We start from the raw sequence: 12215 nt of genomic DNA on the forward strand, positions 1-12215 counted from the left end.
GGCGGTCTCGGGGGCGTCATCGTGGGGAGTGTGGACGGTTTTGCGCCCTTTGGGAGCGGTACGGGCGAGGTGGGTCCGCGGTTCCGGGATCGGCGCCCCGGAACGCGTGAGCCCGGTCACTTTGCACGGACAAACTGGACACAATCTTTGTGCACGCGTTCACAAAGACATAGCCTGCATTCGACGGGGCGGTCATGGGACTCACGGCCGCCTGCAGCCTCGCTCATCCCGCAGGAGCACCGTGGCAACTGGCCGAAATCACCGACCGGCGACCCGTAGCCGAGGAATCCCCGAGGCCACCGTCGCCCGGCTTCCGCTGTACCTCCGCGCCCTGACAGCGCTGTCGGAGCGGTCCGTGCCGACGGTGTCGTCCGAGGAACTGGCCGCCGCCGCGGGCGTCAACTCCGCGAAGCTGCGCAAGGACTTCTCGTACCTGGGCTCCTACGGGACGCGTGGTGTGGGCTACGACGTCGAGTATCTCGTCTACCAGATCTCCCGTGAACTGGGGCTCACCCAGGACTGGCCGGTTGTGATCGTCGGTATCGGTAACCTCGGCGCCGCGCTGGCCAACTACGGCGGCTTCGCCTCCCGTGGTTTCCGGGTCGCCGCGCTCATCGACGCGGACCCGGCGATGGCCGGAAAGCCCGTGGCGGGCATCCCCGTCCAGCACACGGACGAGCTGGAGAAGATCATCAGTGAGAACGGCGTCTCGATCGGCGTGATCTCGACGCCCGCCGGGGCCGCGCAGCAGGTATGCGAGCGCCTGATCGCCGCCGGTGTCACCTCCATCCTCAACTTCGCGCCCACCGTGCTGTCCGTGCCGGACGGGGTGGACGTGCGCAAGGTCGACCTCTCCATCGAGCTCCAGATCCTCGCCTTCCACGAGCAGCGGAAGGCCGGCGAGGAGACCGAGGCGGCGGCGACCCGCAAGGGACCTGACGGGGACATGCCCGCCGTGATGCCGGCATGAGTCTCCTGGTCGTCGGACTCAGTCACCGCAGCGCTCCCGTGAGCGTGCTGGAGCGGGCCGCGCTCCCCGCCGACGCGCAGGTCAAGCTGTTGCAGGACACCCTCGCCGCGGAGCCCGCGACGGAGGCGGCGGTCCTCGCCACCTGCAACCGCATCGAGCTGTACGCGGACGTGGACAAGTTCCACGCGGGCGTCGCCGAGCTGTCCACGCTTCTCGCGCAGCACAGCGGGGTGGGGCTGGAGGAGCTGACCCCCTATCTGTACGTGCACTACGAGGACCGCGCCGTGCACCACCTGTTCTCGGTGGCGTGCGGGCTGGACTCGATGGTCGTCGGCGAGGGCCAGATCCTCGGCCAGATCAAGGACGCGCTGGCGCGCGGGCAGGAACTGCACACCGCCGGGCGGCTGATCAACGACCTGTTCCAGCAGGCCCTGCGGGTCGGCAAGCGCGCCCACAGCGAGACCGGCATCGACCGCGCCGGCCAGTCGCTCGTCACCTTCGGCCTGGAGCAGCTCGCGGCCGGCGAACCGGTCGAGCGGTGGGCCGAGGGCAAGCGGGCGCTGGTCATCGGTGCCGGTTCGATGTCCTCCCTCGCCGCGACGACGCTGGCGCGGCTCGGTGTGCGCGAGCTGGTGATCGCCAACCGCACGCCGGAGCGCGCGGAACGCCTCGCGGCGGTGCTCGCCGCGGCGGCGGGCGGTCTGCGGGCGCACGCGGTCCGGATGTCGGCGGTCCCCGACGAACTGACACGAGCCGACGTGGTCGTCTCGTGCACCGGCGCGACGGGTCTCGTCCTCACGGCGGACGCGGTGGCGTCGGCGCTCGCGCAGCACGTCGACGTGGACGCCGCCGCCCTCCCCGCGGCCGACCTGCGCGCCCCCGAGGGCAGCGTCGTCGCCCGCCTCGCGGCCCTGGCGGCCCGCGACGGGCGCGTGCCGGAACCGGCCCCGCCGGAGGCCGGCGGGGCAGCCGCAGGCACGCGGCCCGACTCCGGCCCGGCCGCGGTCCTGGACGCCCGCGCGGCGGGCGCCTCCGGCAACGGAACGTTCACCGGCACGAACTCGGCTCCCGGTGAGGCCGGTTCCGGCGGTCCGGCGGCGGGCCCGGATGCCCGCGCGGCGGGCACCGGCATGTTCGCCGGCCCCGGCACGGGCCTCGCGAGCGATGCCGCCGACGTGGCCGGGCTGCCCGGCGGGGACCCGCGCGCGGGTGATGCCTCCGGCCTCGATGCGGCCGGCAACGGAACCGCCCCCGCCGCGGACACGCAGTCCGGCTCCGGCCCGGCGGGTGCCTTCGGCACGGACCCGCGCCCGGCTGGGCCGACTGGCGAGGACGCCCGGGCGGTGGCTGCCGCCACCGCCCCCGGCGCGGGCCTCGCGAGTGATGCCGCTGGTCCGGACGCGGGCGGCAACGACACGTCCACCGCCACCGCTGCGGACACCCGCCCCGGCACGGGCCGCGCCCCCGGCGCGGACGCCCGCGCGGCGGGCGTCACCGGCGTCGACGCGGGGCGCGGGCCGGGCTTGGCCGGCAACGGAACGTACACCGGTGCCGACGCCGCCCCCGGAGTGGACACCCCCGTGACCGGAGACACCACCCCCCTCGGCGGAGCCGGTGACGACCTCGGGGTCGGCGATCCCGCTGCCCTCGCCGGGGCCGAGTGTCCGCTCGGGCTGGAGGATCTGCCCGTGGACGCGCTCGCGCAGCACGGCGCGTGGGTGGACAACGCCGCGCGCGCCGCCGCGCACTCCGCCGCGGCCGCGCGCACCGGCGCGGCGGCGGACGGCGGGCCCGTGCGGCTCGCGCTGCTCGACCTCGCGATGCCGCGCGACATCGACGCGGCCGTCCACCGCCTCGGCGGCGTCCGGCTCGTCGACATCGAGTCGCTCGCCGAGGCGTCCGCCGACGCCCCCATGGCCGCCGACGTCGACGCCGTGCGCACCATCGTCTCGGACGAGGTCGCCGCCTTCGGCGCCGCCCAGCGCGCCGCGCACATCACGCCGACCGTGGTCGCCCTGCGCACCATGGCCGCCGATGTGGTCGCCGGCGAGATGGCCCGCCTCGACGGACGCCTCACCGGCCTCGACGAGAAGCAGCGCGCCGAGATCACCCAGACCGTGCGGCGCGTGGTGGACAAGCTCCTGCACGCGCCCACCGTGCGGGTCAAGCAGCTCGCCAGCGAGCCCGGCGGCGCCGGGTACGCCGACGCGCTGCGGACCCTCTTCGACCTCGACCCGGAGACGGTCGCCTCCGTCAGCCGGGCCGACCTGAACGACGCAGACGTCAAGAACCGAGGGCGGGTATGACCGAGAGGGCACTGAGGCTCGGGACCAGGCGCAGCAAACTCGCCATGGCCCAGTCCGGACAGGTGGCGCAGGCGGTGCGCCGTGCCACCGGCCGGGACGTCGAGCTCGTCGAGATCACGACCTACGGGGACACCTCCCGCGAGCACCTGACGCAGATCGGCGGCACGGGCGTGTTCGTCGCCGCGCTGCGCGACGCGCTGCTGCGCGGGGAGGTGGACTTCGCGGTCCACTCCCTCAAGGACCTGCCGACCGCGCAGCACGAGGACCTCGCCCTCGCCGCGGTCCCGCCCCGCGAGGACCCGCGCGACGCGCTCGTCGCCCGCGACGGACTCACCCTCGACGAGCTGGCCGCGTCCACCGCCGGCCGGCCCGCCCGGATCGGCACCGGTTCGCCGCGCCGCATGGCCCAGCTCAACGCGTACGCCCGCTCCCACGGGCTGCACGTCGAGACCGTGCCGATCCGCGGCAACGTCGACACCCGGATCGGATACGTGCGGAACGGGGAGCTCGACGCCGTCGTGCTCGCCGCTGCCGGACTGAACCGCATCGGCAGGGCCGAGGAGGCGACCGACTTGCTGTCCGTCGACTTCGTCCTGCCCGCCCCCGGCCAGGGGGCCCTGGCGATCGAGTGCCCGGCGGCCGACGCCGGGCTGGTCGCCGCGCTCGCCGCGCTCGACGACCCGCTCACGCGGGTCGCCGTGACGGCCGAGCGTGCCCTGCTCGCCGCCCTGGAGGCCGGCTGCTCCGCACCCGTGGGTGCGCTCGCCGACCTCCTGGACGACGGCCGGGAAGCCACCGAAATGCGCCTGCGGGGCGTCGTCGGCACGACCGACGGCTCCGCGCTGGTGCAGCTGTCCACCACCGGTCCCGTACCCGTGTCGCACGGCGACGCCATCGCGCTCGGTCGCGAACTCGCGTCCGAGATGCTCGCCAAGGGTGCGGCCGGTCTTATGGGGGAGCGAGCACTTTGAGCCCCACCACCTCGAACCATCCGGCCCTCGCGGCGCCCGGGCACGTCACCTTCCTGGGGGCGGGTCCCGGCGACCCGGGTCTGCTGACCCTGCGTGCCGTCGAAGCCCTGGCCGACGCCGATGTGCTGATCGCCGAGCCCGCGGTGCTCGACGTCGTGCGCGGACATGCCCGGGCGGGCGTAAGCACGCCTGAGCTGACGGTTGTTGACGATGCGTCAGCGACCGCCGGAATCCCCGTCCTGAGGGATGCGGCCAATCTTGTCATGGAGGCCGCGCGGGGCGGCAAGCGGGTGGTCCGTGCGGTGACGGGCGATCCGGGCCTGGACACCGACACGGGCCGGGAGATGCTCGCCTGCGCGTCGGAGGGCATCCCCTTCGAGGTCGTGCCGGGCATCGCCAACGCCGTCGGCGTGCCCGCGTACGCCGGTGTCCCGCTGCGCGACGCCGAGGGGGCGGACGTCCGCTTCGTCGACGCGCGCACCGCGAGCGAGCGCTGCTGGACGGAGGTCGGTGCGAGCGACGGCACCGTCGTCGTCTCCACCACCCTGGAGACGGTGGCCGCGGCCGCGGGCGAGCTGGTGTCCGCCGGGCGCAAGCCCGACACCCCGCTCACCGTGACGGTCGCCGGCACCACCACCCGCCAGCGCACCTGGACCGCCACCCTCGGCACGATCGCGGGGACCCTCAAGCAGGCGAAGGTCCTCCCCTCGCCCGAGGGCCACCAGCCGGTCATAGCCGTGGTCGGCGAGCGCAGCGCGGCGGCGCAGCGCGACCGGCTCGCGTGGTTCGAGTCCAAGCCGCTGTTCGGCTGGAAGGTCCTCGTCCCGCGCACCAAGGAGCAGGCCGCCTCGCTCTCCGACCAGTTGCGCTCGTACGGCGCGGTGCCCCACGAGGTCCCGACGATCGCCGTCGAACCGCCGCGCACCCCGCAGCAGATGGAGCGCGCGGTCAAGGGCCTGGTCACCGGCCGCTACGAGTGGATCGCCTTCACCTCGGTGAACGCGGTCAAGGCGGTGCGCGAGAAGTTCGAGGAGTACGGGCTGGACGCCCGCGCCTTCGCGGGCATCAAGGTCGCCGCGGTGGGCGAGCAGACCGCCAAGGCGCTGGTGGACTTCGGTGTGAAGCCGGATCTGGTGCCGAGCGGCGAGCAGTCGGCCGCCGGTCTGCTGGAGGACTGGCCGCCGTACGACCCGGTCTTTGACCCGATCGACCGCGTCTTCCTGCCGCGCGCCGACATCGCGACCGAGACCCTGGTCGCGGGCCTGATCGAGCTGGGCTGGGAGGTCGACGACGTCACCGCGTACCGGACCGTGCGCGCCTCGCCGCCGCCGGCCGACACCCGGGAGGCGATCAAGGGCGGCGGCTTCGACGCGGTGCTCTTCACCTCCTCGTCGACCGTGCGGAACCTGGTCGGGATCGCGGGCAAGCCGCACAACGTGACGGTGATCGCCTGTATCGGCCCGGCGACGGCGAAGACCGCGGAGGAGCACGGGCTGCGGGTGGACGTCCTGTCGCCGGAGCCGTCGGTGACCCGGCTGGCCGAGGCGCTGGCGGAGCTCGGCGCGGCGCGCCGGGCGGCGGCGGTCGAGGCGGGCGAGCATGTGACGCGTCCGTCGGAGCGGCGTCCGGGCGGCCGGAGGCGGCGTACGACGACATGACCCCCTGAGGGCCGGTCGGTTGGTGGCTTCCGCGAGGGCGGGCCGGGATCATCCCGGCCCGCCCCCGGGCGTTTTCCGGCCCGCCCTCGCTGCTTCCGGCGTTTCCCGGGCGGGGCGGTGGTCGACACGGGCGTCCCCCGGGGCGTACACCGGAGGCAGGAGCGCACCGGGCGGCGTGCGCCCGGCGGCCGCGAGGAACGGACGGTGACGGTCATGGGCGAGGGCACGGCGGGGGTCGACGATCCGGCGGGTGCGGGTGCGGGTGCGGGTGCGGGTGCGGGTGCGGGTGCGGGTGCGGGGCCCGGGGTCGGCGTCGTCCACCCGGGGAACGCGGAGCAGGCCCGTGCCTGGGACGGTGACGAGGGCGGGTTCTGGGCCGCGCACGCCGAGGACTTCGACCGCAGCCTGCACGCCTTCCAGGGCCCCTTCCTGGACGCCGCCGCCCTCCAGCGCGGCGAGGCCGTGCTCGACATCGGCTGCGGCGCCGGGCTCACCTCCCGCGCGGCGGGCCGGCTGACCGCGGGCGGGACGGTGCTGGGCGTGGACCTGTCCGGGCCGATGCTCGCGGTCGCCCGGCGGCAGGCGGCGCGCGAGGGGCTGGACACCGTCCGCTTCGAGCAGGCCGACGCGCAGGTCCACCCGTTCCCCGAGGGCGCGTTCGACGTGGCGATCAGCCGGGCCGGGGCGATGTTCTTCGCCGACCCGGTCGCCGCCTTCGGCAACATCCGCCGGGCGCTGCGCCCGGGCGGGCGGCTGGTGCTGCTGGTGTGGCAGGAGGCGGCGCGCAACGAGTGGTTCGTGCGGGTGCGGCGGGTACTCGCCGCGGAGGGCCGGGAGTTCCCGGTCCCGGGCCCCGGCGAGCCCGGCCCGTTCTCGCTGGCCGCCCCGGACCGGGTGCGGGACGTGCTCACCGCCGCCGGGTTCGGGGCCCCTCGGGTGGAGGGCGTCGACGCGCCGCTCTGCTTCGGGCGGGAGGTGGAGCGGGCGTACGCGTTCATGGCGGGGCGGATGGCGTGGATGGTCGAGGAACTGGACGCCGCCGCCCGCGCCCGCTGCCTGGCCGCGCTGCGGGCCGACATCGAGGCGCATCTGACCCCGGAGGGCGTGCGGTACGCGGCGTCGGCGTGGCTGGTGCGGGCGGAGCGGTGACGGGGGTGTGCTGTCCGGGCGGGGCGGGGGCGTCCCGCCCGGGTGGGGCCTGTCCGGGTGGGGCCTGTCCGGGTGGGGGCGGCTGGTTGGCGGGGGGCCGGCCCTCCCCGACGGGCTGTCGGTAATCGCGGCCCCGTGACGGGCGTAGCGTGGCCCGTATGACTGCGTACGGATCCTTCCCCGGTGCCCGCCCCCGGCGGCTCCGGACCACCCCCGCCATGCGGCGCATGGTCGCCGAGAACCGGCTGCACCCGGCCGACCTGATCCTCCCCGCGTTCGTCCGCGAGGGCATCGCCGAGCCGGTCCCGATCCAGGCGATGCCCGGGGTCGTCCAGCACACCCGGGACACCCTGCGGAAGGCGGCCGTCGAGGCGCGCGAGGCGGGCGTCGCGGGGATCATGCTGTTCGGCGTGCCGGAGGACGCGAAGAAGGACGCCCTCGGCACGGCGGGCACGGACCCGGAGGGCATCCTCCAGGTCGCGATCCGGGATGTGCGGGCCGAGGTCGGCGACGAGCTGGTGATCATGTCGGACCTGTGCCTGGACGAGTACACCGACCACGGCCACTGCGGGGTCCTCACGGCGGACGGCCGCGTCGACAACGACGCCACGCTGGAACGCTACGCCGAGATGGCCCAGGTCCAGGCGGACGCGGGCGTCCACGTCGTCGGCCCGAGCGGCATGATGGACGGCCAGATCGGCGTGGTCCGCGACGCGCTCGACACCATCGGCAAGGAGGACGTGTCGATCCTCGCGTACGCCGTGAAGTACTCCTCCGCGTTCTACGGCCCCTTCCGTGAGGCGGTCGGCTCCTCCCTCACCGGCGACCGCAAGACCTACCAGCAGGACCCGGCCAACGTGCGCGAGTCCCTGCGGGAGCTGGCCCTCGACCTGGAGGAGGGCGCCGACATGGTCATGGTCAAACCGGCCGGCCCCTACCTCGACGTCCTCGCCCGCGTCGCCGACTCGGCCCACGTCCCGGTCGCCGCCTACCAGATCAGCGGCGAGTACGCGATGGTCGAGGCCGCCGCCGAGAAGGGCTGGATCGACCGCGAGGCCGCCATCGCCGAATCCCTCCTCGGCATCAAGCGCGCGGGCGCCGACATGATCCTCACGTACTGGGCGACGGAGGCGGCGCGGGGGCTGGGCGGGGGGAGCTGAGGCGACCGGCCCGGAGGCTCTTCGGGGCCGGTGACCGCCTCGGCCCGTCGGTTTTCGGCCAACACTGGCTTTCCGTGGTCGAGTTGGTGCCGAGCGTGATGTTTCCTGGTATAGGGGTGATCAACGGCCCCGCCGCAGACATCACAAGCGAAGGAGTCGTGGCTGTGTTTGGCCTGTCCAGCGCGGAGGGCGACCGGTTCGAGATGGAGGTCGCGGAGGCGGACTCCTACGCGGCCCGGGTGAGGGTGCGAATAGCCCCCGCGCTCCGCAGGCGATTCACGCCGCCCATGTCCCTCGTGCTGCGGGCGCACCGGCATGTGCAGCTGCATCCGCTGCGGAGTCTGTACTGCCGGTGCACCCGGCTGCGGCTGGACGGGAGGCGGTCCGGGCTGCAGATCAGCCGGGTGCGGCCGCCGAAGGTGGACCACCGGCTGCGGACCTGGGACCGGGGGGAACTCGGTTGGTCGGGCGTGCGGTTGGAGACGATCGGGCAGGCGGATCCGGGAAATCTGCTGACCGTCGATTTCACGCCATCCGGCCTGGAAGGGCTGGGCCCCTTCCTGGAGTTGAGGTTTGAGGCGGCGGTGGATCGGGTGAGTGTGGGCGAGGCCCGGCAGGTCTTCCAGGTCAGGGACACGGAACTGGTGCCGGTGGGCTGACGGCCCCCGGGCCCCGGCCCCGTACGCCGTGCCCCGAGGGCGCGGGCTACGCCGCGTCGGCGGGCCGCGGGCGCAGCACCCCGGGCAGCGCCGGGTGGTGGGAGAACGCGGCCGCGGCGACGCACTGGAGCGCCCAGCGGAGCGCGTCGATCTGCCCGACGACGTAGTCGTCGATCGGCGACTCGTGCGCGCTCAGGTGCTTGTCCTCGAACTCGTCGAGCACGGCCCGGACCCCCGCGAGGGCCTTGCGCTCGGCGGAGCAGCCGCTGGTGGACGCCTCGGCGACCCGCGCGCGGAGGAACGCGGCGAGGGCGCGGTCGGTGGCGGGGGTGCTCTCCGCGCTGGGCACGGCGGATCTCATGTGCTGCTCCCTCCCTGGTGCGCTCTGCGGGGTCCCGTGACGAGACCTCATCATCGTGATTCCGCCCGGTGCCGCCCACCGGGGGGAAACGAGATTTCCGCCCCGGCCGACGCGGGCCGCCGGGGAGGTGACGATCCCGTCCGGGTTCCTGTAACCGTGGAGGGTTCTGTGCCTGCCTCATCCGTCACCCGCCGTGCCCTGGGCGAACTCGGCGTGTGCACCCCGCTGTTCGTTCAGGAGATCACCGACGCGGCCGTCGACGCCTTCGCCCCCGACGGGCGGGCGGACCTGATGGTCCGGATCGCCGTGCCACTGCCGGCGCTGAGCATGCAGGGCTTCCTCGGGGCGGACGAGTGGTACGCGGACCGGATGCGGCAGTCGGTCACGGCCCTGACCGCCGGGCAGTCGCCGCATCCGGAACGGGCCGCGCGGGACCTGCACGGGCTGATCGAGGAACTGGTCGCGGAGAAGGCGGTGTCGCCCGGGCCCGACCTGGTGTCCTGGATGCTGCACCACAGTCCGGACGCCCGCCCCGACGCGCTGGCGCACGAGGTCTACGACCTGGTGGTGATCACGGCGGACACGGCGACGGCCCTGATCACCGGGCGGTTGATGCTGGAGCTGCCCGGTCCGGGCCGCGAGGGTTCCGGGCGGGCGCCGGGCGACCAGGCCCGGACCGGTCCCCCGGAGAGCGAGGCGGGGCTCGCCCTGCTGATCGCGGACGCGGTCGTCGACCGGCTGCTGGAGCGGCTGCCGGGCCTGCGGCTGCGGCTTCCGGTGGGGGAGATCCGCCGGACGCACACGGGCCTGCCCCTGGTTCTGGACGCCGACTTCCCTCCGGTGCGGGGTATGCGGGGTACGGCCACGGCCGGCGGGCCGGTCCGCTTCCGGCTGCCGGAACCGTCGTTCACCATCACCCCGCCGGACGGGTCCGGGCGCCGCTGAGGCGACGCGGTGTACGGTCCCGGCCCGGTGGGGCGGCGGATCGGTTCGCCTCAGTGCGCGTCGCGCTGGTGGACGACCATCTCCACCCGGTCGGGGTGGGCCATCGACGCGGTCGCCTCGGTCGGCGGCCTGGCCCCGGGCCGGGGAACGAGCTTCCAGCGCGGCAGGAGGGTCGCCAGGGTGATGACGGCCTCCATCCAGGCGAACCTGTCCCCGATGCACCGCCGGTTGCCCGCCCCGAACGGCAGGGCGTGCTCGCGCGGGCGGGCCGCTACCCGCTCCGGCAGCCACCGGTCCGGGTCGAAGCGCTCGGGGTCCGGGTAGAGGCCGGGGTGGCGGTGCAGGCCGTAGAGGCTGATGAGGACCTCGGTGCCCGCCGGGAGTTCGTGCCCGCCGATCGTCACCGGCTCGGTCGAGCGCCGCATCAGGGTCACGACGCCGTGCAGCCGGATCGTCTCGTCGAGGACCCGGGTGACCGTGGGCAGCCGCATGACGTCGGCGAACGCGACCGGCCGGTCGCCGACCACGGTCTTGATCTCGTCGAGCACCGCCCGCTCCACGTCCGGGTTGAGCGCGAGGTGGTGGAGGGCCCAGGCGAGGGTGGAGGCGACCGTCTCCGAGCCGGCGAAGAGCATCGTGGTCAGCTCGTCGCGGACCTCCTCGTCGGTGAAGCCGACACCGTCCCCGTCCCGGGCGGCCAGGAGGAGGGAGAGGAGATCGGGCCGGCCCTCGGGGTCGGCGGCACGCGTGCGGGTGATGACGTCGTCGATGACCGAGCGCATTCTGGTGGCCGAGCGGTTGAACTCCTTCCATATGGGCCAGGCGTCCATCCATGTGGGCGCGAGCGCCCTGCGCAGCATGTTCCGCATGATGACCGGCAGGTCCTCGCGCACCGACTGGACGGCGGGCCGGCCGATGTCGGCGGCGAACAGGGTCGCGGCGAGGGTCTCGATCGCGTATGTGACCATCACCCCGTTCGCGTCGAGTTCCTGGCCGTGGTGCCACGAGTCCGCGAGGGACCGCGCCCGTCCGCTCATCACGTCCGCGTAGCCCGCCAGCCGTTCCTTGTAGAACATCGGCTGCATCAGGCGCCGGTTGCGCAGGTGCTTGGACCCGTTGCTGTTCGCGAGCCCTTCCCCGACGAGCTCGCTCACCCGGTCGAAGAGGCGGCCCTTCCGGAACGAACGCGCCTTCTTGACCATGACCTCGTTCACGGTCTCCGGGCTGGTGACGTACACCATCGGCATGGTGCCGACCTTCAGCAGGACGACGGGTCCTTCGGTGTGGAGGGACCTCAGGACGGCGAGGGGGTCGCGCAGGAGACGGGGGACATGGCCGAGGCCGGGCACCCCGCCCGTGGCGAGGGGGATCGTTTCCAGGGACACTCGTGGTCCTTCCAGGAGGCGGCGGGCCCGCCGGTGGTGCCGGGAGGGCGGCCGGCGTGGGGGACGCGTGCCCTCGAACGATCAACTATCCCGGATAGTAGTCGCGTGTGCGGGGCGGGAGAAGCGGGCTGCGGTCCCGTGGTCGCCGGCGCGCGCGGGGGCGGTACGCCGGTGCGCGGAACGGCCCGGCCGAAAGGCGCAAGCGGGCGGAAAATTCGCTTCCGCTCCCATCGGGCGCACCCGGTCGCGCTCCTAGGGTGACCGCATGAGGCGCGAACTGGGGGAGTTGGAAGCTGCGGTGATGGACCTGGTCTGGAGAGCGGACGCGGCCGTCACCACGCGCGAGATGCGGGAGCTGCTGCGGGACCGCGGCCGGGAGCTGGCCTACACCACCGTCTCCACGGTCCTGGACAAGCTCAGCCGCAAGGAGTTCGTCGCCTCGGTTCCGGACGGGCGCGCCTACCGCTACTACCCGGTGCTCAGCCGGGCCGAGTACGGAGCGGGCATCGCGCTGCACGGCCTGCGGGTCGGGGGCGAGGACTGCTTCGGCGAGCTGCTGCCCCGGCTGAGCCCCGCGCAGCGCCGGGCCCTGGAGTCCTCGCTGTGCGACCTCGGCGGTGACGTGGACGGCGAGGTGTCATGACCGGAGGC

Annotated in this window: 11 protein-coding genes; 9 read left to right on the forward strand and 2 right to left on the reverse strand. The window is 74.2% G+C overall.

The window, feature by feature from the left end; genetic code table 11:
• The first annotated feature begins 241 nt into the window (after positions 1 to 241).
• The 7 genes from ABZ457_RS05465 to ABZ457_RS05495 all read left to right on the forward strand — a co-directional run bounded on the left by ABZ457_RS05465 (position 242) and on the right by ABZ457_RS05495 (position 8873).
• Positions 242 to 970 (forward strand): redox-sensing transcriptional repressor Rex, encoded by a 729-nt coding sequence (locus ABZ457_RS05465; protein WP_026277632.1) that lies wholly within the window; start codon positions 242 to 244, stop codon positions 968 to 970.
• Positions 967 to 3276, forward strand: coding sequence for a glutamyl-tRNA reductase (locus ABZ457_RS05470; RefSeq protein ID WP_359154136.1), 2310 nt, complete (start codon positions 967 to 969; stop codon positions 3274 to 3276). Before ABZ457_RS05465 ends, ABZ457_RS05470 begins: the two co-directional genes overlap by 4 nt.
• On the forward strand, positions 3273 to 4247 hold the full coding sequence (gene hemC, locus ABZ457_RS05475) for a hydroxymethylbilane synthase (RefSeq protein WP_359154138.1): 975 nt from the start codon (positions 3273 to 3275) through the stop codon (positions 4245 to 4247). The genes ABZ457_RS05470 and hemC overlap by 4 nt, the downstream gene beginning before the upstream one ends.
• A complete protein-coding gene (locus ABZ457_RS05480) occupies positions 4244 to 5905 on the forward strand; it encodes a bifunctional uroporphyrinogen-III C-methyltransferase/uroporphyrinogen-III synthase (protein ID WP_359154140.1) in 1662 nt (553 codons plus the stop codon). Before hemC ends, ABZ457_RS05480 begins: the two co-directional genes overlap by 4 nt.
• 213 nt (positions 5906 to 6118) lie before the next feature.
• Positions 6119 to 7054 carry a class I SAM-dependent methyltransferase gene (locus ABZ457_RS05485; RefSeq protein ID WP_359154402.1) on the forward strand — a complete coding sequence of 312 codons (936 nt, stop codon included), beginning with the start codon at positions 6119 to 6121 and terminating at the stop codon, positions 7052 to 7054.
• 158 nt (positions 7055 to 7212) lie between these two features.
• A complete protein-coding gene (hemB, locus tag ABZ457_RS05490; RefSeq protein ID WP_359154142.1) occupies positions 7213 to 8214 on the forward strand; it encodes a porphobilinogen synthase in 1002 nt (333 codons plus the stop codon).
• Positions 8215 to 8372: 158 nt separating this feature from the next.
• Positions 8373 to 8873: a hypothetical protein gene (locus tag ABZ457_RS05495; RefSeq protein ID WP_359154144.1), complete on the forward strand. Its 501-nt coding sequence runs from the start codon at positions 8373 to 8375 to the stop codon at positions 8871 to 8873.
• Between the two features lie 46 nt (positions 8874 to 8919).
• On the opposite strand, the gene ABZ457_RS05500 is transcribed toward ABZ457_RS05495, so the two are convergent.
• Positions 8920 to 9234 carry a hypothetical protein gene (locus ABZ457_RS05500; RefSeq protein WP_359154146.1) on the reverse strand — a complete coding sequence of 105 codons (315 nt, stop codon included), beginning with the start codon at positions 9232 to 9234 and terminating at the stop codon, positions 8920 to 8922.
• Between the two features lie 168 nt (positions 9235 to 9402).
• On the opposite strand from ABZ457_RS05500, the gene ABZ457_RS05505 reads away from it, so the two are divergent.
• Complete coding sequence (locus ABZ457_RS05505) at positions 9403 to 10179, forward strand: hypothetical protein (protein ID WP_359154148.1); 777 nt, start codon at positions 9403 to 9405, stop codon at positions 10177 to 10179.
• Between the two features lie 50 nt (positions 10180 to 10229).
• Here ABZ457_RS05505 and ABZ457_RS05510 read toward each other — a convergent pair whose 3' ends face one another.
• Entirely contained in the window at positions 10230 to 11564 is a 1335-nt protein-coding gene (locus ABZ457_RS05510; RefSeq protein WP_359154150.1) for a cytochrome P450, read from the reverse strand.
• Positions 11565 to 11829: 265 nt separating this feature from the next.
• Between ABZ457_RS05510 and ABZ457_RS05515 the strand changes: the two genes are divergently transcribed.
• A complete protein-coding gene (locus ABZ457_RS05515; RefSeq protein WP_359154152.1) occupies positions 11830 to 12207 on the forward strand; it encodes a BlaI/MecI/CopY family transcriptional regulator in 378 nt (125 codons plus the stop codon).
• Positions 12208 to 12215 lie beyond the last annotated feature (8 nt).

Source organism: Streptomyces sp. NPDC005805, assembly GCF_040630445.1.
Lineage (GTDB): Bacteria > Actinomycetota > Actinomycetes > Streptomycetales > Streptomycetaceae > Streptomyces.